General features: G+C 32.1%; 18 protein-coding genes and 1 other RNA gene. 11 read left to right on the top strand and 8 right to left on the bottom strand.

From position 1 onward, the window contains the following. Window positions 1–21 precede the first annotated feature (21 nt). The 6 genes from dnaJ (at window position 22) to N2251_RS07310 (ending at window position 8,551) form a co-directional block, all read left to right on the top strand. Complete coding sequence (gene dnaJ, locus N2251_RS07335) at window positions 22–1,155, top strand: molecular chaperone DnaJ (RefSeq protein ID WP_260586097.1); 1,134 nt, start codon at window positions 22–24, stop codon at window positions 1,153–1,155. Between the two features lie 233 nt (window positions 1,156–1,388). Beyond that, window positions 1,389–1,697, top strand: an RNA gene (gene rnpB, locus N2251_RS07330) — RNase P RNA component class A. Between the two features lie 322 nt (window positions 1,698–2,019). Beyond that, window positions 2,020–4,797: a bifunctional aconitate hydratase 2/2-methylisocitrate dehydratase gene (locus N2251_RS07325; RefSeq protein ID WP_260586096.1), complete on the top strand. Its 2,778-nt coding sequence runs from the start codon at window positions 2,020–2,022 to the stop codon at window positions 4,795–4,797. A 287-nt stretch (window positions 4,798–5,084) separates the two neighbouring features. After that, window positions 5,085–7,346, top strand: coding sequence for an aconitate hydratase (locus tag N2251_RS07320; RefSeq protein WP_260586095.1), 2,262 nt, complete (start codon window positions 5,085–5,087; stop codon window positions 7,344–7,346). Between the two features lie 64 nt (window positions 7,347–7,410). Next, window positions 7,411–8,094, top strand: a complete 684-nt coding sequence (locus N2251_RS07315) for a peptidoglycan DD-metalloendopeptidase family protein (protein ID WP_260586094.1) — start codon at window positions 7,411–7,413, stop codon at window positions 8,092–8,094. Continuing rightward, complete coding sequence (locus N2251_RS07310; protein WP_260586093.1) at window positions 8,084–8,551, top strand: DUF6495 family protein; 468 nt, start codon at window positions 8,084–8,086, stop codon at window positions 8,549–8,551. Before N2251_RS07315 ends, N2251_RS07310 begins: the two co-directional genes overlap by 11 nt. On the opposite strand, the gene N2251_RS07305 is transcribed toward N2251_RS07310, so the two are convergent. Next, entirely contained in the window at window positions 8,532–9,218 is a 687-nt protein-coding gene (locus N2251_RS07305) for an SIR2 family NAD-dependent protein deacylase (RefSeq protein ID WP_260586092.1), read from the bottom strand. The two genes, N2251_RS07310 and N2251_RS07305, sit on opposite strands and share 20 nt — an antisense overlap. A 50-nt stretch (window positions 9,219–9,268) precedes the next feature. Here N2251_RS07305 and N2251_RS07300 point away from each other — a divergent pair, with 50 nt between their 5' ends. Beyond that, window positions 9,269–9,943, top strand: a complete 675-nt coding sequence (locus N2251_RS07300) for a TrmH family RNA methyltransferase (protein WP_260586091.1) — start codon at window positions 9,269–9,271, stop codon at window positions 9,941–9,943. A 223-nt stretch (window positions 9,944–10,166) separates the two neighbouring features. Here the strand turns inward: N2251_RS07300 and N2251_RS07295 are convergent, their stop codons facing one another. The 6 genes from N2251_RS07295 to N2251_RS07270 form a co-directional block, all read right to left on the bottom strand. After that, the gene (locus N2251_RS07295; protein ID WP_260586090.1) at window positions 10,167–12,467 is read right to left on the bottom strand and encodes a type IA DNA topoisomerase; all 2,301 of its coding nucleotides are present in this window, start codon (window positions 12,465–12,467) and stop codon (window positions 10,167–10,169) included. A gap of 125 nt (window positions 12,468–12,592) precedes the next feature. Next, window positions 12,593–13,198: a hypothetical protein gene (locus N2251_RS07290; protein ID WP_260586089.1), complete on the bottom strand. Its 606-nt coding sequence runs from the start codon at window positions 13,196–13,198 to the stop codon at window positions 12,593–12,595. Between the two features lie 37 nt (window positions 13,199–13,235). Next, window positions 13,236–14,027, bottom strand: a complete 792-nt coding sequence (locus N2251_RS07285) for a TrmH family RNA methyltransferase (RefSeq protein WP_260586088.1) — start codon at window positions 14,025–14,027, stop codon at window positions 13,236–13,238. Between the two features lie 172 nt (window positions 14,028–14,199). Beyond that, window positions 14,200–15,498, bottom strand: a complete 1,299-nt coding sequence (locus N2251_RS07280; RefSeq protein WP_260586087.1) for an amidohydrolase family protein — start codon at window positions 15,496–15,498, stop codon at window positions 14,200–14,202. A gap of 19 nt (window positions 15,499–15,517) precedes the next feature. After that, on the bottom strand, window positions 15,518–18,451 hold the full coding sequence (locus N2251_RS07275) for an amidohydrolase family protein (RefSeq protein ID WP_260586086.1): 2,934 nt from the start codon (window positions 18,449–18,451) through the stop codon (window positions 15,518–15,520). 76 nt (window positions 18,452–18,527) lie between these two features. Continuing rightward, a complete protein-coding gene (locus N2251_RS07270; protein ID WP_260586085.1) occupies window positions 18,528–19,586 on the bottom strand; it encodes a beta propeller repeat protein in 1,059 nt (352 codons plus the stop codon). Window positions 19,587–19,635: 49 nt separating this feature from the next. Here N2251_RS07270 and N2251_RS07265 point away from each other — a divergent pair, with 49 nt between their 5' ends. Together N2251_RS07265 and N2251_RS07260 are read left to right on the top strand one after the other, a co-directional pair. Further along, window positions 19,636–20,589, top strand: a complete 954-nt coding sequence (locus N2251_RS07265; protein WP_260586084.1) for a patatin-like phospholipase family protein — start codon at window positions 19,636–19,638, stop codon at window positions 20,587–20,589. Between the two features lie 3 nt (window positions 20,590–20,592). Beyond that, window positions 20,593–21,486 carry a DUF72 domain-containing protein gene (locus tag N2251_RS07260; RefSeq protein WP_260586083.1) on the top strand — a complete coding sequence of 298 codons (894 nt, stop codon included), beginning with the start codon at window positions 20,593–20,595 and terminating at the stop codon, window positions 21,484–21,486. A 100-nt stretch (window positions 21,487–21,586) separates the two neighbouring features. Here the strand turns inward: N2251_RS07260 and N2251_RS07255 are convergent, their stop codons facing one another. Then, window positions 21,587–23,038: a GFO_1087 family putative carboxy terminal peptidase gene (locus N2251_RS07255; RefSeq protein WP_260586082.1), complete on the bottom strand. Its 1,452-nt coding sequence runs from the start codon at window positions 23,036–23,038 to the stop codon at window positions 21,587–21,589. 160 nt (window positions 23,039–23,198) lie between these two features. On the opposite strand from N2251_RS07255, the gene N2251_RS07250 reads away from it, so the two are divergent. Continuing rightward, complete coding sequence (locus tag N2251_RS07250) at window positions 23,199–23,708, top strand: GFO_1088 family ECF-type sigma factor (protein ID WP_260586081.1); 510 nt, start codon at window positions 23,199–23,201, stop codon at window positions 23,706–23,708. After that, complete coding sequence (locus N2251_RS07245) at window positions 23,695–24,207, top strand: PG0215 family putative anti-sigma factor (RefSeq protein ID WP_260586080.1); 513 nt, start codon at window positions 23,695–23,697, stop codon at window positions 24,205–24,207. Before N2251_RS07250 ends, N2251_RS07245 begins: the two co-directional genes overlap by 14 nt. Window positions 24,208–24,242: the final 35 nt, after the last annotated feature.

Below are 24,242 nucleotides of genomic sequence, written 5' to 3'. Positions count from 1 at the left end.
TGATTGTCAATTAACAATACAATGGCAAAACAAGATTATTACGAAGTATTAGGTATTTCAAAATCGGCGTCACAACCAGAGATAAAAAAAGGATATCGTAAAATGGCGATAAAATATCATCCAGATAAAAACCCGGATGATAAAACCGCTGAAGAGAAATTCAAGTTATGTGCCGAGGCATATGAAATACTAAGTGATGAGAATAAAAAAGCACGTTACGATCAATATGGTCATGCAGCTTTTGATGGTCCACAAGGTGGCGGTGGCGGCTTTGGCGGTGGCGGAATGAATATGGATGACATATTCAGCCAATTCGGAGATATTTTTGGTGGTGGCGGAGGTGGCTTTGGCGGTTTCGGTGGCGGCGGAGGTCAACGACAAGCCAGAGTTAAAGGATCTAACATGCGAATTAGAGTAAAACTTACTTTAGAGGAAATCGCAAACGGAGTAGAGAAGAAGGTTAAAGTTCGTAGAAAAGTTCAGGCAGACGGAGTTACTTATAAAACGTGTACAACATGTAATGGTAGTGGTCAGCAAATGCGAGTTACCAATACTATTTTAGGTAGAATGCAAACAGCAACTACTTGTGGTACATGTCAAGGAGCAGGAGAAATACTTAATAGTAAACCAGGTGGATCAGATGCGCAAGGTTTAATTGTTAAAGAAGAAACTGTTTCAATAAATATTCCAGAAGGAGTTACAGAAGGTGTTCAATTAAAAGTAGGAGGTAAAGGAAATGAAGCTCCAGGTAAAAACTCTATTCCAGGAGATTTATTAGTTTTAATTGAAGAAGTTCAGCACGAAACTTTAAAAAGAGAAGGAAGTAATGTGCATTATGATTTGTATATTAATTTTTCTGAAGCAGTTTTAGGTATTTCTAAAGAAGTAGAAACAGTAACAGGAAAAGTAAAAATAAAGATTGAGGCAGGAACACAATCGGGTAAAATTTTAAGATTAAAAGGAAAAGGTTTACCAAGTATAGAACGTTATGGAAAAGGCGATTTCTTAATACATATTAATGTTTGGACACCGCAAGAACTAACTAAAGAACAACGAAATTTTTTCGAAGAAATGAAAGAAGACGATAACTTTAGCCCAAATCCTCAAAAATCAGATAAATCATTTTTTGATAAAGTAAAAGATATGTTTTCTTAATACACTTAAATACTTAATTAACAGCTACTTAAGTGTGTTTAAAACCCTTTCAATTTTTTGAAAGGGTTTTGTTTTTTATTATTTTAAAAAAAATGATAGATAAATTAAAAAACATTCTTATATTTGTACCGTCTAGAAGACGTTCTAGACACTTTTTCTTTTTCATAGCAATTTTCCCACTCAATTTATTGAGTGGGTTTTTTTATGAAAAGAGCAAATTTTATAAAAATATTGAAGCAGACCATCTTATCGACTTATATTTAGTATAAGTAGGAAAGTCTGGACACCATAGAGTAGCATAGCGGATAACACCCGTCCGGTGTAAACCGAGGACAAGTGCAGCAGAAAGTATGTACAGGTAAGGCTGTAGTGAAACCAGGTAAACTCTATGCGGTGCAATGTCATGTACATTAGAGCTCGAGCGCTACTCGCGCGATTCTAAGGGGTAGGCAGATTGATTTTACAAGTAATTGTAAAACTAGAGAAATGATAAGAGCCTTATTTATAAGGAACAGAATCCAGCTTATAGGTCTGCTTTTTTATTTTTATATATTTTAACTATTGATTTACTAATTATTTTAATGGTTTTGAATTGTTTTTTTGATAAAAAATTAACAATTAACCCTTTATTTATTATTGATTTCTTGTTTTTTTGAATATAAATTACTCTTTACTTAGTAATTCACCTAGTTCTGTGTTTATCTTTTAAAATTGGACTAAAAATAGTACTTTTGCTCAACAAAAATTACACAATTTGATTTTTTCTATTCATGTGATCAATAGTATTTATACTAAAGTTGATGAAAGAATAGATGTAGTCAGCTAATTGTAGTTAGGTGTTTAATGTTTTAAAAAACCTCTAGAATGAGTATTTATAAAGAGTATATAAAAGAGATAGAAGACAGAAAAGTTCAAGAACTTCATCCAAAACCAATTGATGGAGCTGAATTATTAAGTCAAATTATTGAGCAAATAAAAGATTTAGATAATGAGTTTAGAGAAGATTCTCTTAATTTCTTTATCTATAATGTTTTGCCAGGTACTACAAGTGCAGCTGGTGTAAAAGCTCAATTTTTAAAGGAAATCATTTTAGGAGAATCAATAGTAAAAGAAATTACACCAACTTTTGCTTTCGAACAGTTATCTCACATGAAAGGAGGTCCTTCAGTAAATGTTTTATTGGATATTGCTTTAGGTAATGATGAAGATTTAGCTAAACAAGCTGCAGAAGTTCTTAAAACTCAAGTTTTTCTTTATGAAGCAGATACTGCTCGCTTAGAAGAAGCTTTTAAATTAGGAAACACTATTGCAAAAGAACTTATTGAAAGTTATGCAAAAGCGGAGTTTTTTACAAAATTACCAGAAATAGATGAAAAAATAGAGGTGGTAACATTTATCGCAGGAGTTGGTGATATATCAACAGATTTATTATCTCCAGGTGGTGATGCACACTCTCGTTCAGATAGAGAATTACACGGTCAGTGTTTATTTGAGCACAATAAAGAACAACAAGCCGAATTAAAAGCGGTACAAGCGCAGCATCCTGATAAAAGAGTGATGTTAATTGCAGAAAAAGGAACAATGGGAGTTGGTTCTTCTAGAATGTCTGGTGTAAACAACGTCGCATTATGGACAGGAATTAAATCGAGTCCGTATGTACCTTTTATTAATATCGCTCCAGCAATTGCTGGAACAAACGGAATTTCTCCAATTTTCTTAACAACTGTTGGTGTAACTGGTGGTATTGGTTTAGACCTTAAAAACTGGGTTCAACAAAAAGATGCAGAAGGAAACACGATTCGTGATGAAAACGGAGATCCAGTATTAAAAGAAGAGTATTCTGTTGCTACAGGAACAGTACTGACAATTAATACAAAAGAGAAAAAATTATACAACGGCGATAAAGAGTTAAAAGATATTTCTGCTGCATTTACACCACAAAAAATGGAGTTTATGAAAGCAGGTGGTTCTTATGCTGTTGTTTTCGGTAAAAAATTACAAACTTTTGCATCTAAAGTATTAAATATTGATGTGATACCAGTTTATGCACCATCAAAAGAAATTACTATTGAAGGGCAAGGCTTAACAGCTGTTGAAAAAATATTCAATAAAAATGCCGTTGGTACTACACCAGGAGCTGTTTTACATGCAGGATCTGATGTTCGTGTAGAAGTAAACATTGTAGGTTCTCAAGATACTACAGGGTTAATGACTTCTCAAGAATTAGAGATGATGGCCGCTACAGTTATTTCTCCAATTGTAGATGGTGCTTACCAATCGGGTTGTCATACAGCTTCAGTTTGGGATGATAAATCGAAAGCAAACATACCAAGATTAATGAGCTTTATGAACGACTTTGGTTTAATTACTGGTCGTGATCCTAAAGGGAAATATTTTCCAATGACAGATGTTATTCATAAAGTACTGAACGATATTACTGTTGGTGATTGGGACATTATTATTGGAGGAGATTCTCACACACGTATGTCTAAAGGAGTTGCTTTTGGAGCAGATTCAGGAACAGTTGCCTTAGCATTAGCTACAGGTGAGGCTTCAATGCCAATTCCACAATCTGTAAAAGTTACTTTTAAAGGACAAATGAAATCTTATATGGATTTCCGTGATGTAGTACACGCTACACAATCTCAAATGTTAAAGCAATTTGGTGGTGAAAACGTTTTTCAAGGAAGAATCATTGAGGTTCATATTGGAACGCTTACTGCAGATGAAGCTTTTACATTCACAGATTGGACTGCAGAGATGAAAGCAAAAGCATCTATTTGTATTTCTGAAGATGATACTTTAATAGAATCTTTAGAGATTGCTAAAGGTCGTATCCAAATCATGATTGATAAAGGAATGGACAATGCAAAGCAAGTGCTTAAAGGTTTAGTTGATAAAGCTAATACTAGAATAACGGAACTTAAAACGGGTATCAAACCATCTTTAAGACCAGATGCAAACGCGAAGTATCATGCAGAAGTTATTATTGATTTAGATGAAATCGCAGAACCAATGATTGCGGATCCAGATGTAAATAACGATGATGTTTCTAAGCGTTATACACACGATAATATTCGTCCATTATCTTTTTATGGTGGAACTAAAAAAGTAGATTTAGGTTTCGTAGGATCTTGTATGGTTCACAAAGGAGATATGAAAATATTAGCTCAAATGTTAAAAAACATTGAAGCACAACATGGTAAAGTTGAATTTAAAGCACCTTTAGTAGTTGCACCACCAACATACAATATTGTTGATGAGTTAAAAGCAGAAGGAGATTGGGAAGTATTACAAAAATACTCAGGATTCGAATTTGACGATAACGCACCTAAAGGTTTAGCACGTACCAAGTACGAAAACATGTTATATTTAGAGCGACCAGGTTGTAACTTATGTATGGGTAACCAAGAAAAAGCAGCACCAGGAGATACAGTTATGGCAACATCAACACGTTTATTTCAAGGTAGAGTTGTAAAAGATTCTGGTGAGAAAAAAGGAGAATCTCTATTATCATCAACTCCAGTAGTAGTTTTATCTACAATTTTAGGTAGAACACCAACTATGGCAGAATACGAAGCAGCTGTAGATGGTATTGTTTTAACGAAGTTTAAACCTTCTACAAAGCAGTTAGTGAGATAATCAAAAAAGATTATATAAAATAGTTAAAATCCCGAGTCTTAGGCTCGGGATTTTTTATTTAAAAGTCATTTAGAGTACATCTAAAATATCAGAAATTATGCCAATAAGTTGGGCGTTACCACAAGGGTCGGGCTTTCTTTTCCAATCTTTCTGTTCGTGCCTCACAAAAAGGATTTCCATTTCAATCCCTAACGCACTTTAGAGATCAAACTGAAAGAATTATAATACTTATTAAAGTCATACTTTATTTTGTATATTAGGTTACTTTTAAACTAATATTATTTATTATGGCATTTGATATAGAAATGATAAAGAAGGTTTATGCTACAATGGCTGAACGTGTAGATAAAGCTAAAGAAATTGTAGGTAAACCATTAACACTTTCAGAAAAGATTTTATACGCTCACCTTTGGGATGAAACTTCTAATAAAGCATTTCAAAGAGGTAAAGATTATGTCAATTTTGCACCAGACAGAATTGCGTGTCAAGATGCTACAGCACAAATGGCTTTATTGCAATTTATGCAAGCCGGAAAACCAAAAGTAGCTGTACCAACAACAGTTCACTGTGATCACTTGATTCAAGCAAAACAAGGTGCTGCAGTAGATTTAAAACGAGCAAACAAAACAAGTAGTGAAGTTTTTGATTTTTTAGCTTCAGTTTCTAATAAATACGGAATTGGTTTTTGGAAACCAGGAGCAGGAATTATTCATCAAGTTGTTTTAGAAAATTATGCCTTTCCAGGAGGTATGATGATTGGCACCGATTCTCACACCGTAAATGCTGGTGGTTTAGGAATGGTAGCAATTGGTGTAGGTGGAGCAGATGCAGTTGATGTAATGGCAGGAATGGCTTGGGAACTTAAATTCCCGAAACTTATAGGGGTAAAATTAACAGGTAGCTTAAATGGATGGACGTCTGCTAAAGATGTTATTCTTAAAGTAGCAGGTATTCTTACTGTAAAAGGTGGTACTGGAGCTATAGTTGAATATTTCGGAGAAGGAGCAAGGAACTTATCATGTACAGGAAAAGGAACCATTTGTAATATGGGAGCTGAGATTGGTGCTACTACTTCTACCTTTGGATATGATGAATCAATGGAGCGTTATTTGCGTGCTACCGATAGAAGTGATGTTGCAGATGAAGCGAACAAAGTAAAAGAATATTTAACAGGTGATGAAGAAGTATATGCTAATCCAGAAGAATATTTTGATCAAGTTATTGAAATTGATTTAAGTACATTATGTCCACATTTAAATGGACCTTTTACACCAGATTTAGCAACGCCAGTTGGTGAGTTAGGAGCAAAAGCAAAAGAAAATGGTTGGCCAATTAAAGTAGATTGGGGACTTATAGGTTCTTGTACAAATTCTTCTTACGAAGATTTAACGAGAGCGGCATCCATAGCAAAACAAGCAGTAGATAAAAAAATTAAACCTAAATCTGATTTTGGAATCAACCCTGGTTCAGAGCAAATTCGTTTTACTGCTGAACGTGATGGCGTTTTAAAAATATTTGAAGATTTAGATGCTACTATTTTCACGAATGCCTGTGGACCATGTATTGGTCAATGGGAGAGAAGTGATAGAAAAGGCGAAGAAAAAAATACAATTGTACATTCATTTAATAGAAACTTTTCTAAGCGAGCAGACGGAAACCCGAATACACATGCATTTGTAGGATCACCAGAAATGGTTGCTGCTATTGCAATTTCAGGTCGTTTAGATTTCGACCCAATGAATGATACTTTGATTAATGAAGATGGTGAAGAAATAAAACTAGATGAACCAAAAGGTATTGAGCTACCACCTTTAGGATTTGATGTTGTAGATTCTGGTTATGAAGAACCTTTAAAAGATGGAAGCGGTGTAAATATATCAGTAAATCCAACCTCAGAACGCTTGCAGTTATTAACACCTTTTACGCCTTTAGGAAATGATATAAAAGGGGCTAAATTATTAATAAAAGCATTTGGTAAATGTACTACAGATCATATTTCTATGGCAGGGCCATGGTTACGTTACCGTGGGCATTTAGATAATATTTCTAACAATTGCTTAATTGGTGCCGTAAACGCTTTTGGAAAGAAAACAAATTTTGTGAAAAATCAATTAACAGGGGAGTTTGAAGGTGTGCCAGATGCAGCTAGAGCTTATAAAGCGGCAAGAGTACCTACTATTGTTGTTGGAGATCATAATTATGGTGAAGGCTCATCAAGAGAGCATGCAGCTATGGAGCCACGTCATTTAGGTGTTGCAGCGGTTATTGTAAAATCTTTTGCGCGTATTCATGAAACAAACCTTAAAAAACAAGGTATGTTAGGTTTAACGTTTGCTATGGAATCAGATTATGATTTAATTCAAGAAAATGATACCTTTAATTTTACAGATTTAAAAGATTTTGCACCTAACAAACAATTAACAATTGAAGTTGTTCATGCTGATGGATCTCAAGATATTGTTATGGTAAATCATACGTATAATCAAGGACAAATAGAATGGTATAATGAAGGTTCTGCTTTGAACTTAATTAAAAAGCAAAACGCATAATTAAAATTTATCGTTAATACGAAAGAACTCCAGGTTTTTACCTGGAGTTCTTTATTTTTGTAATATGGAAAATTTACTAAATAAGATATCAGAAGAACCATTAAAAGTAATAGATTCATCTATTACTTTTGAAGAATATATTCCTATTTCAATTTCATCAGAAAATAAGCAATTAAATTTTGATGTAGCATCATCATCAGAATGGGAAATATATATAGCGCAGTACCTTAAAGAAAAAAATGCGAAAGTTGCTTTTGGAGGATACTTGGAAAAAAGAGATATTTATAACAGAAGTGAATATTTTACGAAACAATTAAAAGAAAATCAACGAAATATTCATTTAGGTATCGATTTATGGTGTGATGCTAATACCGCTGTTTTAGCTGTTTTAAATGGCGAGATACATAGCTTTAAAAATAATACAAATCACGGTGATTACGGCCCAACAATCATTTTAAAACACACTTTTGGTGATCGTGTTTTTTATTCGCTTTATGGTCATTTATCAGAAGATTCACTAAACAACTTAAGTGTTGGAGATAAAGTATCACAAGGTAAAAAAATAGCAGTGTTAGGTGATAACTCAGTAAACGGAGATTATGCTCCTCATTTACATTTTCAACTGATAATTGATATGGAAGGTAACCTAGGCGATTACCCAGGAGTATCATCAGAAAAGACACTTAATTTTTACAAGGAAAATTGCCCAAACCCTAATTTATTATTAAAATTGCCAAATGAAGTATAGACAACTTACCAAAGAACAATTTGAAGGATTACATGAAGAATTTGCTCGTTTTTTAGCCTCACAAAGTATCGATGCTAAAGAATGGAAAGAATTAAAAGAAGAAAAACCGGAAGTAGCTGAAGATGAAATGAATGTTTTTAGTGATGTTGTTTGGGATGATGTACTTACTAAAACAGCACATTTAGAACATTTTTCTCCAAAAGTGGTAAATTTATTTAAATGTGATGAAGAAGAAATTCATCGTATTGTTATAAAAGTTGATAAAGAAATAAATTTATTAGAGCAAGAAGGTTTTGAATGGTTGATGAAAAATCCGAATGACGAAAAAATAGAATTTTTTACAGGAACCAAAAAATACGAACAAGAAAGAAACGCTGAAGTTTTCGATTTGATAGAAAAAGGAAGTACTATTTCTAAAGGTGAGCTATTTGAATATTTTAATAAGCTAACATCGTAAGTAACTTTTCAGTTCCTAAACTAGCAACGTCTTTAATAATTGTTAAATTACTAAAGGCGTTTTTATTTACCACAGGTTTTGGATCTATAAAATAAATAGGTGTTTTATTTGAGATATAATCAATTAAACTAGCCGCAGGATATACCTGCATAGAAGTACCAATAATTACTAAAACATCTGCTTTAGCCGTTATTTCTATAGCTTTATCTAACATTGGTACATCTTCGCCAAACCAAACAATATGAGGACGTAATTGCGATTTTTCTTCACATAAATCACCTAAAATAATATCTTTTTTACAGCTGTAAACCAAATTTATATTAGCCGTACTTCTTGCTTTTAATAACTCACCGTGTAGATGTAAAACGTTGGTGCTTTTAGCACGTTCATGTAAATCATCAACATTCTGAGTAATAATATCAACATGATAATTTTCTTCTAACTTAACAAGATTGTAATGAGCCTTGTTAGGAGAAACGGCAAGTAATTGTCTTCTTCGTTGATTGTAAAAGTCGAATACTAATTCAGGGTTTTTATAAAAACCTTCAGGTGTGGCAACTTCGTAAATATCATGACCTTCCCACAAACCATCAGCGTCTCTAAAGGTTTTTATCCCGCTTTCGGCACTAATTCCCGCGCCAGTTAATATTACGATTCGTTTTTTCATCAGTAAAAGTTTTACCCCTTAAAAATATGAAATTTTAGTATGTTTGTACTATGATTGATGAAGGATTATTTGCGTATTTAGAAGGTTTTATTACTGATAAAAGAAAAGAAACATTTACAAGAGTGTTAAATGAGCGAACACGCCATTTTACAGTTGTGTTAGAAGATATTTATCAACCTCATAATGCAAGTGCAGTAGTAAGAAGTTGCGATATTTTCGGAGTGCAAGATGTGTATGCCATTGAAAACAGATTTACCAATAAAGTTTCTCGTCACGTTGCAAAAGGAAGTCAGAAATGGTTAAATATTAACCGCTTTAAAGAAGATGGTGATAATACGAAAGCTTGTTTAAAAGATTTGCGAGTAAAAGGATATCAGATAATTGGTACTACGCCGCATACCGATTCGTGTGTTTTGGCTGATTTTGATGTTACTAAAAAATCTGCTTTTGTTTTTGGAGCTGAAAAAGACGGAATTTCAGATTATATTAAACAAGAAGCTGACGGATTTTTAAAAATTCCGATGGTTGGTTTTACAGAAAGTTTAAATATATCGGTTGCCGCTGCAATTACTTTAAATGATGTAACTTCTCGATTGAAGAAAACAAATGTCGAATGGCAATTAAGTGATGTAGAAAAAAAAGAGTTGTATTTTGAATGGATTAAAAACACGATTAAAAATCCTGATAAGTTAACAGCACACTATTATAAAGAGCTTAGTAAATAAAAGTATTTGAGAACTTAAGTTCGTTTCAGGTTTTACATAAATTAATTCGTTTTTATAGGATGTGATTCTGAAACAAGTTCAGAATGACGAATTTTAGTGTTTTTTGATTTTTAAAAGAGATTATTTTACGTCAACCTGAATTTATTTCAGGTTCTCATACAAACAGATTTGTTCTTGTTTTATAAGATGTGATTCTGAAACAAGTTCAGAATAACGTAAAGTATTAATTAGAACTAATAATTTTTAAAACCAACTCTTTAGTTAACGCTTGTCCGTTGGCTATTTTTTTAATGATATCAAACGTAAACACAAAATCACAACCATTTTTGTAGTGAGAACATCCGTAAGCAGATTTTCCTTTTAAAACAGTCCCTTTTTTACATTTCGGGCAGGTGATTGTCTCTGTGTTTTTCGACTCCGATTTAACTGATGTTTGTTTTTGTTCTAGCTTTAAATTGAAATTATCATCAAAACGAACCAAACCTTCAACTTTATCGTTGCCGTGTTTAAAACCTTTTAAATTAGTAGTACATCCTTTATCTATTAAACGAATTAGTTGATTCTCAGATATTTTTTTATCCATAAATTCGAAAGGCAATTTAAAATCACACCCGCTTTTATAACCAGAACATCCGTAGGCGGTACTCCCTTTTAATAACTGACCTTTTTTACATTTCGGACATTCTTTAGCAACGACTGTTTTTTTCTTAGGTGCTGCCTTTTTTGGTTTCACCTTCGGAGCTTCATTTTCAGAAGATAGCCGTTTTGTTTTAGTGCTAGAACGGACTTCATACACCAATTCATCCACCATTTTTTTCATGTTGTTGATGAAAGTTCCGGCATTAAATTCTCCTCGCTCAATTTCTTTTAAACGCTTTTCCCAACGACCGGTTAATTCGGCAGATTTTAGTAATTCATTGTCAATTAAATCAATTAAATCGATTCCTGTTTGTGTAGGAATCACTAATTTTTTTTGACGTTCGATATATTTTCTTCTAAATAAAGTTTCTATTATACTAGCACGCGTAGACGGACGACCAATTCCGTTTTCTTTCATTAACTCTCGCATTTCATCATCATCAACCTGCTTTCCTGCCGTTTCCATAGCACGTAATAAACTTGCTTCAGTATAATTACGTGGCGGTTTGGTTTCTTTTTCTAAAAAGCTAGGTTCGTGTGGTCCTTTTTCACCTTTTACAAAAGTAGGTAAGGTGTTTGCTTCTGTTTTTTTAGTATCGTTTCCGTGCTCAAAAACAACACGCCATCCTTTAGATACTATTTCTTTTCCGCTTGTTTTAAAAGAAATTTTATCAACCTCACCAATTACCGAAGTGTTAGCAACATCACTTTCAGGATAAAAAACAGCTATAAAACGACGTGTAATAATATCATACACTTGTTGTTGGTTGTACTGTAAATTATTCTGAATCCCGGTAGGAATAATAGCGTGGTGATCGGTAACTTTTTTATCGTCAAAAACCTTTTTAGATTTCTTTATTTTTTGGCCTAATAACGGTTTTGTTAACTGACTATAGTCTGTTAACTTGGTTAATATTCCTGCTATTTTCGGATACACATCATTCGGTAAAAAAGTAGTATCAACCCTCGGATAGGTAACTACTTTCATTTCGTAGAGTTTCTGTACTATTTTTAAGGTTTCATCCGCAGAAAATCCAAATTTATTATTACAATAAACTTGCAAACCTGTTAAATCAAATAATTTAGGAGCGTATTCTTTTCCTTTCTTTTTGGTAACTGAAGTAATTTCAAAATCACTCTCTTTTACTTTATCAGCAAAAACCTGACCTTCTTCTTTTTTAAGAAAACGACCTTCTTCGTAACTAAAAAGTGTTTCGCGATATAAAGTTTGAAGTTCCCAATAGGGTTGTGGCTTAAAATGTTGAATTTCTTTAAAACGATTTACCAACATGGCTAGAGTAGGAGTTTGCACTCTACCAACCGATAATACTTGTTTGTAACCGCCGAATTTAACGGTGTATAATCGCGTTGCATTTAAGCCTAATAGCCAATCGCCAATGGCACGAGAAAAACCTGCGTAATATAAATTATCGTATTGTGCGGCGGGTTTTAAATTATTAAAACCTTCTCTAATAGCTTCTTCGGTTAGTGAAGAAATCCATAAGCGTTGTACTTCACCTTTATAATTTGCTTGGTTTATTACCCAACGTTGTATGAGTTCTCCTTCTGTACCAGCATCGCCACAGTTTATAATAACATCAGCTCTCTCAAATAATGATTTAACAATATTGAACTGTTTTTTTATACCTCCATCGTTGGTTATTTTGGTATTAAAACGTTCGGGAAGCATGGGTAAGTTGTTTAAATCCCAACTTTTCCAATGTGGTTTGTAGTCTTTAGGTTCTAAAAGCGTGCATAAATGTCCGAAAGTATAGGTAACTGCATAACCATTACCCTCGAAATAACCATCTCGTTTGGTATTGGCTCCTAATATATTAGCAATTTCGCGTGCTACACTCGGCTTTTCGGCAATACAGACTTTCATTAAAACTATTTAGAAACTCGAAATTACTAAAATAATTTGATTCGTGTGAAAAGTAATTTTGGAATATAAGGTTGTTTATTAACAAGAAATGTTAGAAGAAATTATTTTAATAAGTTTTATAACATCTACTTTATGCGATTATAAGTAAAACCTGAAGGATGACTAATAATACCTGTTCTATTTTTTCTATCATTGTCTAATTTACCAAAATCTAAAACAGTTAATTTATTTTTTTCTGAATTAATATTATAATTCCAAATTTCATTCCCAGGATGAATTATATCAGAATAGCTTGGAAAAAAGTTCATTAAATCACAGAATTCAATTTTAGTAAATAATGAAGCATTATGTGAATTTAAATTTCGTCTATTTTTATAAAAAAATATAGAATCACTTTTTATGTATAAAAATTTACCAAGTCTCTCGTAATGTTTTCGATCAGATTTAGATTTTCTGAATATTTTTAATTTCCATCGACCTTGTACATTATTTATTAAATTTTTTCTAAGAACAATTTTTAACGAATCGAAAAACCTTAAAGATTCTTTCCCTTTTTGAGATTTTGGAAGTATGTCATATGAAAACCAGAAAGAAGAAAAAGCATTACTTAAATTATTATTTAACTCTATTTTAGCTCCTTTAAACCACTGATCTTGTAATTCAATTTTCTTTTTTTCTTGAGCACTTATTACATAGGGCAATAAGAATAGAATTAATAATAACTTTTTCATGATATCAAGATAGTAAAAAAAACAATTTTAAAAAAAACTAAAACCCACGTTGTCTTTTGGCTTCGAAAGTTAAAATGGCAGCGGCTACAGAAACGTTCATCGAATCTATTTGCCCTTGCATTGGTATGTTAATGTTTTGCGTTGCTTTATCTCGCCAAACTTGTGTTAGCCCCGTTGCTTCTGTACCTACAACTAAAGCAGTTGGTTTGGTATAATCGCTTTTATGATATTCGTTAGAATTTTGAAGCGTAGCACTGTAGATATTAATTTTATGCTGTTTTAAAAAATCAATAATTTCTTCGGATGTTCCTATACCAATCTGATTGGTAAATAAGCAACCAACACTAGAGCGCACAATATTAGGATTAAACAAATCGGTTTTTGGATTTGCTATAAAAACAGCATCTACATTTGCGGCATCTGCTGTACGTAACATGGCACCAATATTACCTGGTTTTTCAATACCTTCTAAAACTAAAATAAGTGGAGTAGTGGTATTAAAATTAATATTTTCTAAATTAAAATCTTTTGATTTAACAACAGCAATTACACCTTCGGTAGTATCGCGATAGGCAATTTTTTGATAGATTTCTTTGTTAATTTCTATACAGTTTGCCGTATGTTTTAACAGCTTATCTAAATTTTCGTTAGACAACATATTCGGAACAAATAAAATAGTTTCTATTTCATAACCACCGCCAACAACTAAAGATATTTCACGTTGTCCTTCTACTAAAAACAATCCTTTCTTTTTTCGCTCGCGAGATTTGTCTTGTAACTTTAATAAATCCTTTATAAAAGGGTTTTGTATGCTGCTAATTTGTTTCATAAATACAAAAATACCCAATTAAGGGTATTTTTTACTATTGATTTTATTTTAATCTTTGTAAAGCAAATGTAAATTCAGTTTTACTATTAAAAAATGTAATAAGGGGACATTTTTTTAATATTTATTTGAATTAAAATGAAAAGCTCGGTATTTATACCGAGCTTTTTTGTTGTTATTGATTTTTGTATTTATTAGAGTAACGTTTCCAAAGTTTTGTTTGGTGCGTTTCTAAGCTAATTTTTCTACCTTGAATAAAAGCTTCTGTTAAAATATTAGTTCGCATATCTAACGCATCACCTTCTGAGATAAATAAAGTGGCATCTTTACCAACTTCTAAAGTACCTACTTTATCATCAATGCCTAAAATCTTGGCATTATTTTGTGTAATTAATTGCAACGCTTTTTCTTTACCTAAACCATAAGCAGCATACGTACCAGCATAAAAAGGTAAGTTACGCGTACTCATGCGTTCCATTTCGCCTTCCATACCTAAACCAATTAAAATACCAGCATCTGATAATATTTTAGCAGCACGATAAGGTAAATCATAATCTTCATCTTCAGCACCAGGTAAACGGTGTGCACGCTCTAAAATTACTGGGATATTATTTTCTTTTAATAAATCGGCTACTTTTTCAGCTTCGGTTCCGTGAACAATAACAATATTTTTAATCCCAACCTTTTTTAAAGTCTTTACTGCATCAGTAATTGCTTTTTGTCCGCTTACATGCACAAACATTTTTTGAGAACCATTTAAAACTCCTTGTAAAGCTTCATAAGGTAATATTTTAGCAGATTTGTTACTTGCTAAATATGTTTTTGCATTGTTAATATAATCAGTAATCTGATTGATGTTTTTAGCGTAGTTTTTATTTGGTTTTAAGGCAGGATCTTCTCCTAACCACCAACGACCACGACTAAAATCACTTGGCCAGTTCATGTGAATTCCATCATCTGTTTTTAAAGCAGCATCTTCCCAGTTCCAAGCATCAAACTGTACTACAGATGAAGTTCCTGAAATAACACCACCACGAGGTGTAATATGTCCCATTAATACTCCATTCGGACGCATAGATTCCACTATTTTACTTTCTGTATTATAAGCAATAATACTACGAATGTGAGGTAGCATAGCACCAACTTCATCAGCATCTACAGTAGCTCTTACGGCATCAATTTCTGCTAATCCTAAAGAAGTGTTTGCTGCAATAAACCCAGGATACACATGTTTTCCTTTAGCATTTATGACTTTCCCTTTTCTGGCAATTTTCATCATTGCACTACCAACAAAAGAAATTTTTCCTTCAGAAAACATGATTAATGAATTTTCAATCACTTTTCCGTTTCCTAAGTGAGCGGTTGCTCCCTCGATACTATAATCTTGTGTTTGTTTTGCGGCGGGTGTTTGTTGCGCCATTATATTTCCTATTAATAAGAAACATAATAAACTATATATAACTTTAATTTTCATGTTTAATGTTTTTGGTTTCTTATTCTGTATCACAGTGAAATAATTTTTTAGACTTCTTAACAGGTGCTTGAGTTTTAGCTCCTTTTAATTTTTCTTGCAACATCATGTTAATCAATTTAGCACGCTCTGCCTTAATTGTAGCACGTTTCTTTTTATCTTCTTTAATATCAAAATAAACAGCACCATCAATAATTGTTTTTTCAGCTTTACTATAAATAGATAAAGGATTTCCGCTCCATAAAACAACATCTGCATCTTTACCAATTTTTATACTACCAGTACGATCGTTTAAGTGTAATAATTTAGCAGGATTTATGGTAACAGTTTCCCAAGCTTCTTGTTCACTTAATCCACCATATTTTATCAATTTAGCAGCTTCTTGATTTAAACGACGAGACATTTCAGCATCATCAGAATTAATAGCAACTGTAATTCCTTGGTTGTGCATAATTGCAGCATTATAAGGAATTGCATCGTTAACTTCGTATTTGTACGCCCACCAATCTGCAAATGTAGAACCACCAACGCCGTGTTCTTTCATTTTATCAGCTACTTTGTATCCTTCTAAAATATGTGTGAATGTGTTGATGTTAAAATCAAATTTTTCAGCAACTTTCATTAACATATTAATTTCTGATTGTACGTAAGAGTGACAAGAAATAAAACGTTCTTTATTAATGATTTCAGCTAACGTTTCTAACTCAATATCTTTACGATAAGGTTGTCCGCTTTTCTTTTTAGCGTCGTATTCTTTAGCACGTTGAAAATAATCGATATAAACCTGTTCAACTCCCATACGTGTTTGTGGAAAACGAACTGTTTGTAAATCTCCCCAGTTGGCTTGTTTTACATTTTCACCTAAGGCAAATTTGATAAACTTCGGACTGTTTTTATAGATTAATCCATCAGCATTTTCTCCCCATTTAAGTTTGATAATTGCAGAACGACCACCAATTGGATTAGCAGAACCATGTAAAATTTGGATTGAAGTAACTCCTCCTGCAATATTTCTATAAATATTTACATCATCAGGATCAACAACATCTTCAATAGTAACTTCGGCAGTAGAGTTATGACCAGATTCGTTTACTGCAGAGGTTGCAATATGAGAGTGCTCGTCAATAATACCAGCGGTTAAATATTTTCCTTCACCATTAATAACTTTGGCTCCTCTTGCTGAAATATTTTTTCCTATTTGAGAAATTTTTCCGTCTTTAATTAAAACATCAGTATTTGTTAAGATTTCTTTGTTTTCAGAAGTCCAAACAGTGGTGTTTTTTATTAAAATAGTTTCTTTTTGTGTTTTAGTATAATTACCATATCCGATATTTGGATAAGAAACAGCAACAACATTAATATTGTCTTCTTTTTTCTTCTTTTTCTTTTTTTCTTCTTTTTTAGAATTGAAAGTAGCTGTCCAATTGGTTTCATCACCAGTATTGGTTATGGCCTTTCCTTTAATATTTTTAACATCTACCATTCCTGATAAACGTGTAAAAGCATCACCTTCTCTTAAAGTAATAGACATCCAATTATCTTTAAAAGAAAATTTAGAGTTTACCTTTTTTCCATCTTTTTTAATTGTTGCTTTTTGCTTAGTTCCTTTTCCGCTGATAGACATGTTATAAGTATTACCATTAACTGCCAATGAATATTCACCCGAAAGATCTTTAATAGTAATATCGTTTACAACATTTTTGTTTCCTTGTACCCAGTTTTCGTAAAGAGTAGTGTTTTTATCAAAAATATCTCCAGAAGTAATTAAAAAGTTAGCATAACTACCTTTATTTAAGTTTCCGATTCTATCATTTTGTAAAATTTTAGCAGGAACACTTGTTAAGGCTTTTAAAGCAGTAGTTTTATCTAATCCGAATTTAATAGCTTTGTTTAAATTAGCATTAAAGTCTTTTACTTTTTTTAATTTAAAAGTAGTTAAAGCAAATGGCACATTGTTTTTAGCAAGAACAGCAGGATTTGCAGGCTCTTGATTCCATTTACGCATATCGCTCAACGCAATTTTATCAGCTAAAAAAGCATTACTTACATCATAAGCTTTTCTGAAATTAATAGGAATTATAAAAGTAGCATTGGTGTTTTTAATATCGTTTACTCGCTCGTATTCATTTCCGCCTCCAAGGATTGTGTATTGAATTCCGAATTCATCACCAATTTTGTCAGCACGTAAATCATCTAAATAATTTCCGGCTCTAAATATTTGAGGAAGCTCTTTTTTATCATTTAAAGCTTGTAAAGCTAAATCTGTATTGTTAATATTACCAGCAGCATACCAATTTGCATCAGAATATGTTTGACGTAATAAAGACATTGCACCCATACGAGAAGTAGGATACGACTGACGTGATTTGTTACTTTTGCTAAATGATAAATAATTAGCAGATCTTTTATTTAAAATACGATAAGCATCAGAGGTTGCAGTGTTTAAGGCTACTAGTACACCATTACCTTGCATAATTCCGTCATTTTGATGTGTATTTACAACACCAAAACCTAAATTGACTAATTCTTTAGCTTTTTTAGTATCAAAAGCAAAAGCATCAAAAGCATCAGTGTCAGGACGAATATGATCGTTCCAATAATACCCTTTTCTGCTAGCATCGTATTGTGGACCTCTACCGCTTTTTCTTTTTGGAGTTTTTACCCCAAAGGTGCTATAAGCATCTACAAAAGAAGGATAAATAGTTTTTCCTTTTAAATTAATAATTTCTGTTCCTTGCGGAATTTTTACAGATTTACCTATTTCTAAAACTTTACCGTCTTTAATAAGTAATGTCCCTTTTTTAATAATGTTGGTTGGACTTACATAAATTTTTGCATTTGTAAATGCGAATAATTTATTTTTTGAGGTTTTAACTCCTGTATTACTTGGAAAGTATTCTTGCGCATGAATGACTGATGCACAAAGAAATACTAGTAACATAAGTATTTTTTTCATTAATGATTAAGTTTAGTTATGTGATAAAGATATTTATTTAATAGTGAGTAAATAATGTTTTAACAAATAATTAAGATTATTTTAAGACTAACTTTCCAATTTTTTGATGCCCTGATAGCCAAGCAATGTTTTTGTCTACAAACTGAATAGCGTAGTAAGAATCGGTGCTTACTTCCGTCCAAGTATGTCCGCCATCATTAGAAAATGAAACTCCGGTTTTACCTACAGCAAAAACCTCTTTTCCGTTGGTATTTGGTACATATTGCACGCAACTTTTGTAATTAGGGTTTTGATTATCGGCAACTAACGTCCAAGTTTTTCCGCCATCAGAAGTAATGGCTTTGTTGGCACAGTTGTCGTTTGGTTTAGCGTAATTACCGCCAATGGCAATTCCGTTTAATTCATCATAAAAATCGATAGAATAAATTCCTTGAGGACCATCACCTTGAATAATTGGAGTATCATAAATTTGCCATGTTTGTCCAAAATCAGTAGATTTTAAAATTCGAGCTTTTGTACCACCAGAAGCTATCCAAACAGTATTATTTATAATTTTAATATTCGTATTACTAGCTGCAAAAAAAGCTTCTCCTTCTTCAAAAACAGGTAAGTTCTCACAAGGTAATTTATTCCAAGTATTTCCACCATCCGAAGTTAAAATAATAGAAGCACAATTTTCGGTAGGATCGCCAACTGCGATTCCGTGTTTATTATCTGGAAAGAATTTCATACTGTCATAAAAAACTTTTTCATGTGTTTCGGTATATACTAAGTTTGTTGTTTTTGATGTGTTATTTAATTTATAAAGTAGTGCAGGGTTGCCAATACTTAAAGCAAAAACAGCTGTTCCGTTATAAGCAATACTTCTAAAATTAGGAATAAGAGTGTCATTATCTTTAATTTTGATAAAAGAATTTTCACCCCATTTTTCTCCATTACTTTTTGTGAAACCAATTTTTCCATTAGAACCAGCGTAATACAAACTAGTTTTATTTATTGAATAAATAGCTCTGACACTTGTACTATCTTGTTTAAAATCAGTAATTATTACATTTTTTAATAATCTTGGTTGATATTCTTTTTTGCAAGAAAAAGAAATAAAAGCGACTATAATTAAAAGTGAAAAGTGTTTCATTTTTTTGATATTTTTACAGAACTAAAAATAGACAAATCAAATTAAAACAATGAAAAAAGCATTGGTAATTTCTGGAGGAGGTAGTAAGGGAGCATTTGGCGGTGGTGTAGCCCAGTATTTGATGAAAAAAAAGAAGAAAGAGTACGATATGTTTTTAGGAACATCAACAGGAAGTTTAATGGTGTCGCATTTGGCTTTAGGTATGGTTGATGAGTTAAAAGAGTTGTATACTTCGGTGGATCAGAAAGCTATTTTTAGTAACAGTCCGTTTAGAGTGAAATCTGTTCATGGAGAGAAAGTAATTTCTATTCGTCATATAAATACTTTTTGGAATTTTTTAAACGGTAGAAAAACTTTTGGTGAAAGTAAAAACTTACGAAAACTAATAAAGAAAAAAGTTACCAAAGAAATTTACAATGAAATTAGAGAAAAAAACAAAGAGGTAGTTGTTACGGTATCAAATTTAACAGCGAATCAGATAGAATATAAATCGATTTTAGATTGTGATTATGATGATTTTTGCGATTGGATTTGGGGTTCATGTAATTATGTGCCTTTTATGAGCTTGTTAGAAAAAAATCATTGCCAATATGCCGATGGAGGTTTTGGTAGTTTGGTTCCGATAAGAGAAGCAATTCTTAGAGGTGCCACCGAAGTAGATGCAATTATTTTAGCAACTGAGGTAACGCAAATAAATAGATTACCAGCAAAAAATCCGTTTTCATTAATGATGGATACTTTTGATTTTATGCTCGAAAATGTAGAAAAACACAATATTACAATTGGAAAACTTTTTGCAAAACAACACGGTGTAAAACTAAACCTATATTATACACCAACTGTTTTAACAACCAATTCATTGGTTTTTGATAAAGAGAAAATGAAAAAATGGTGGAAATCTGGCTATAATTACGCAAAAAAACTTGATGATGATAAAATGAGCGAGTTTAGACCAGAAATGATTGATAATAAAGAGGTAGAAGAAGGGTTAGAAAACGCATAGTTTATGAAGTTTGGAAAAGTTGCCAATCCTGAATTAATAGATTTTACCTTACCTAAAACACATCACAAAACCGTAAGTTTATTAAGCTCTTTTGATAAAGTTGAGAAACCGACAATATATGTTGGTTGTGCAAAATGGAATAAAGCAGATTTAAAAGGGTTTTATCCGAAGGGAACAAAAGATGAATTGGGGTATTATTCAAAACAGTTTAATTCAATTGAATTAAATGCCACGTTTTACCGTGTTTTTTCAGCAGAACAATTTGAAAAATGGAATTTAAAAACACCAAAAGGATTTAAGTTCTTTCCGAAGTTGACACAGGATATTAGTCATTTTAAGCGCTTACAGGGAACTCAAGATTCCGTGAATTTATTTTTAGATAATGCTGCTCATCTACAAGAAAAATTAGGAACTATTTTTTTACAAATGCATGCTGATTTTGATCCTAGTAATTTTGAGGCACTAAGAAATTTTGTTGTTAGTTGGCCAAAAGGAGTTCCACTTGCGATAGAAGTTCGGCATAAAGAATGGTTTTCTGATGTGATTGTTCTTGATGAGTTGACGCAGTTATTAGAAGAGAATACTATTGCAAATATATTAGTAGATACTGCTGGTCGGCGAGATATGTTACATATGAATATGACAAATAATGAAGCATTTATCAGATTTGTAGGAGCAAATCATCCGTTGGACTATGAACGTTTGGATGCTTGGGTGTACCGTTTAAAAGAATGGAGTGATTTAGGATTAAAAAACATACACTTTTTTATTCATCAGAATATAGAAGTAGAATCACCTTTGTTAGCAGCTTATTTTATAAAGAAATTAAACAATGTATTGGGAACTGATTTAAAAGTTCCGAATGAAAATATAAATCAGCAAATGAGTTTGTTGTAGCATAAATAATCCAGCTTTAAAGCTGGATTATTTACTTATTTAAAATTATAATCTATGTTATGATGAGAGCCTGAAACAAGTTCAGCTTTACGAAGTAGATTTACTTTAAATCAATATACATATTATTATAGTCAGGGTAATTCATTGATGAGTTCCATAACGAATAAATAGCAGTTCTTTTTTTAGCTAAAGGAAATCCTTTTGCTCCTGTGGTAATATATTGTATTGTTCTTTCTAATAAAGGCTCTGTAGGATCACCAAAAACGCCTAAATTACCAGGGTCTTCTTCCATTATTACTTCAGGAATAAAACCTTCGGGTTTATTTTCTCCGTTGCTATTCTGTATTTCTAAAACAATTGGTTGCATTGCCCAAGCATGATTAGTTTTAAAATTAGGACCGTTTTTAGAAAAATTTTCAGAGTCATATAAGGTTATAGAACCTACATGTTTTCCGTAGGTTTGAGTTCCTACCAATTTAACATCAATGTACGGAGCTAATGCGTTTATAACCAATTCGGATGCAGAAGCTGTGTTTTCAGAAACAATAAAATAAACCGTAGTTAAGTTTAAATTATTAATGGTTTCATCTAAAACAATGCTACCGTTACTATCTTTATTTAAAATTTTATCTGTGAAATTATCAATGAAATCGCTTGGCTCTCTACCAGCCATTACTTTGTTATTCCAAATTTGTTTTGAGAACAACTCATCATTACCTTGCCCTGCAATCATACTTCCTAAATACACGGCTGTTTGTACAGAGCCACCACCGTTGTAACGTAAGTCAACTACTAGGTCGGTAATTCCTGCTGTCATAAAATTAGCAAATTCGGTATTTAAATCTCCGTCAAAATCACTCGAAAATTGGTTGTACATTAAATAACCGATAGTATTTCCACCATCAACAATAACGGTTGTTTTTTTAATTGGGCTTTCTGTTATAATTGCTTTTGTTAATGTTATTGTAGTTGCGTTACTTATAGGGTTTCCGGCATTGTAATCGGCTAAATGTACAGTAAATGAATCTGCACTAAATAAAGAGTTTACATTCGTTCTAGTTAAAGGTGTTCCGTTTACTTCAGTAATAAGCATTCCTCTAACAATTCCTTTAGTTTCAGCATCAGAATTTTTTACCACATCATATACATACACATAATATTTACCAGAACCATCAGCATAATCGGCTCCTTTAACTTTCATACCTGTAGTTTGTCGGGTACCTTCAAAAGATTGTTCTAAGGCGATATAATCATCAACAATCCAAGAATAGGTTTTATTTGGATCCTTCGGATATTCATTAGGAGTGTATAATAAGTTGTAGAATAAATTTGCAGGATTATTATAATTATCTAAGTAACCAAAAAGTTCTTTATTGTTATTAAAACGTCTGTCTGATAAATCAGGAATTTCATTTTGCCATAAGTAGTAAGCATTCATTCCTTTCCAAACAAAATTTTGAATTTGAATATCATTAGGAGTATCATCTTTACTAGTACAAGATACTATGGTTAGTGATACAAGAACAATAAGAACGACTTTAAGTAATTTCATAAGGGATATATTAGCTATAACATCAACGCAATTTACTCAATAATATTATTTTTTTTAACTTTTGATGTAACAAACTTGAAACCCCGTCGTCGTAGTTATGTAAACCAGATAGATAAGACGAGGTTTTATTATTAAGTTTACAAAACTAATTAACTAAACAATGAATCAATCAGACTTTTTAAAAGTTGTGTTACCGTTTAAAGACAAAGTCTTTCGTTTAGCAAAAAGACTTTTAGTTTCTACAGAAGAAGCTGAAGACGCTACGCAAGAATTAATTTTTAAGCTATGGCGAAACAAAGAGAAATTGGCTGACTATAAAAATGTAGAAGCATTTGCAATGACCATGACAAAGAATTATTGTTATGATCGTTTAAAATCGAAACAAGCAAGTAATTTAACATTGGTTCATAGTAATTATAAGGAAAAAGATACTTCGTTAGATAAAAAAGTAGAGTATAACGATAGTGTAAGTTTAGTACATAAATTAATTGAGAAATTGCCAGAACAACAAAAAACAATTATTCAATTAAGAGATATAGAACAATATGATTTTGATGAGATATGTAAAATGGTGGATATGAAACCAACTGCTGTTAGAGTAGCCTTATCAAGAGCAAGAAAAACAATAAGAGAAGAATTAATAAAAAAACACAACTATGGAGTTAGCTAACATAGAGAAATTAGTAGAAAAATATCTAAACGCAGAAACTACTTTGCAAGAAGAACAAATACTACAAGAGTATTTTACATCAGGTAATGTGGCAGCACATTTGCAAGAGTATAGTATGTTGTTTGGTTATTTTAAACAAAGTAAAAACGAAACTTTTACCAAAACCATTCAGTTAAAACCTGAGAAACCTAAGAAGAACTGGAAATGGTTATCGGTAGCAGCATCAGTAGTTTTACTATTTACTGCATTTATGGGAAATCAAAAGTATCAAGAGCATCAACAAAGAAAGCAATTTGCGCAAATAACAGAAGCGTTGCAAATGGTTTCATTTAATCTAAACAAAGGAAACGATGCATTATATGCAGTTTCAAAAAACTTAAACAAAGGAAACGATGCATTATATGCAGTTTCAAAAAACTTAAACAAAGGAAATGATGCCTTAGCTCACTTAAATACCTATGAAGAAACAGTAAATAAAGTAATAAACCAAGTAAATTAATAATCAAAATAAAGTAAAACCAAGTACTTAATAAA

It is taken from the genome of Tenacibaculum haliotis, assembly GCF_025215075.1.
In the GTDB taxonomy this organism is placed as follows: Bacteria; Bacteroidota; Bacteroidia; order Flavobacteriales; family Flavobacteriaceae; genus Polaribacter; species Polaribacter haliotis_B.
This window is presented reverse-complemented; position numbering and strand designations above follow the sequence as displayed.

Excerpts from the sequence above, each read along its gene's own strand:
- N2251_RS07305 (WP_260586092.1), bottom strand. The coding sequence starts at position 9,218 with ATGAAAAAACGAATCGTAATATTAACTGGCGCGGGAATTAGTGCCGAA.
- N2251_RS07285 (WP_260586088.1), bottom strand. The coding sequence starts at position 14,027 with ATGAAACAAATTAGCAGCATACAAAACCCTTTTATAAAGGATTTATTA.
- N2251_RS07270 (WP_260586085.1), bottom strand. The coding sequence starts at position 19,586 with ATGAAACACTTTTCACTTTTAATTATAGTCGCTTTTATTTCTTTTTCT.
- N2251_RS07320 (WP_260586095.1), top strand. The coding sequence starts at position 5,085 with ATGGCATTTGATATAGAAATGATAAAGAAGGTTTATGCTACAATGGCT.
- N2251_RS07260 (WP_260586083.1), top strand. The coding sequence starts at position 20,593 with ATGAAGTTTGGAAAAGTTGCCAATCCTGAATTAATAGATTTTACCTTA.
- N2251_RS07245 (WP_260586080.1), top strand. The coding sequence starts at position 23,695 with ATGGAGTTAGCTAACATAGAGAAATTAGTAGAAAAATATCTAAACGCA.
- N2251_RS07295 (WP_260586090.1), bottom strand. The coding sequence starts at position 12,467 with ATGAAAGTCTGTATTGCCGAAAAGCCGAGTGTAGCACGCGAAATTGCT.
- dnaJ (WP_260586097.1), top strand. The coding sequence starts at position 22 with ATGGCAAAACAAGATTATTACGAAGTATTAGGTATTTCAAAATCGGCG.
- N2251_RS07325 (WP_260586096.1), top strand. The coding sequence starts at position 2,020 with ATGAGTATTTATAAAGAGTATATAAAAGAGATAGAAGACAGAAAAGTT.
- N2251_RS07255 (WP_260586082.1), bottom strand. The coding sequence starts at position 23,038 with ATGAAATTACTTAAAGTCGTTCTTATTGTTCTTGTATCACTAACCATA.
- N2251_RS07275 (WP_260586086.1), bottom strand. The coding sequence starts at position 18,451 with ATGAAAAAAATACTTATGTTACTAGTATTTCTTTGTGCATCAGTCATT.
- N2251_RS07250 (WP_260586081.1), top strand. The coding sequence starts at position 23,199 with ATGAATCAATCAGACTTTTTAAAAGTTGTGTTACCGTTTAAAGACAAA.
- N2251_RS07300 (WP_260586091.1), top strand. The coding sequence starts at position 9,269 with ATGATTGATGAAGGATTATTTGCGTATTTAGAAGGTTTTATTACTGAT.
- N2251_RS07290 (WP_260586089.1), bottom strand. The coding sequence starts at position 13,198 with ATGAAAAAGTTATTATTAATTCTATTCTTATTGCCCTATGTAATAAGT.
- N2251_RS07310 (WP_260586093.1), top strand. The coding sequence starts at position 8,084 with ATGAAGTATAGACAACTTACCAAAGAACAATTTGAAGGATTACATGAA.
- N2251_RS07280 (WP_260586087.1), bottom strand. The coding sequence starts at position 15,498 with ATGAAAATTAAAGTTATATATAGTTTATTATGTTTCTTATTAATAGGA.
- N2251_RS07315 (WP_260586094.1), top strand. The coding sequence starts at position 7,411 with ATGGAAAATTTACTAAATAAGATATCAGAAGAACCATTAAAAGTAATA.
- N2251_RS07265 (WP_260586084.1), top strand. The coding sequence starts at position 19,636 with ATGAAAAAAGCATTGGTAATTTCTGGAGGAGGTAGTAAGGGAGCATTT.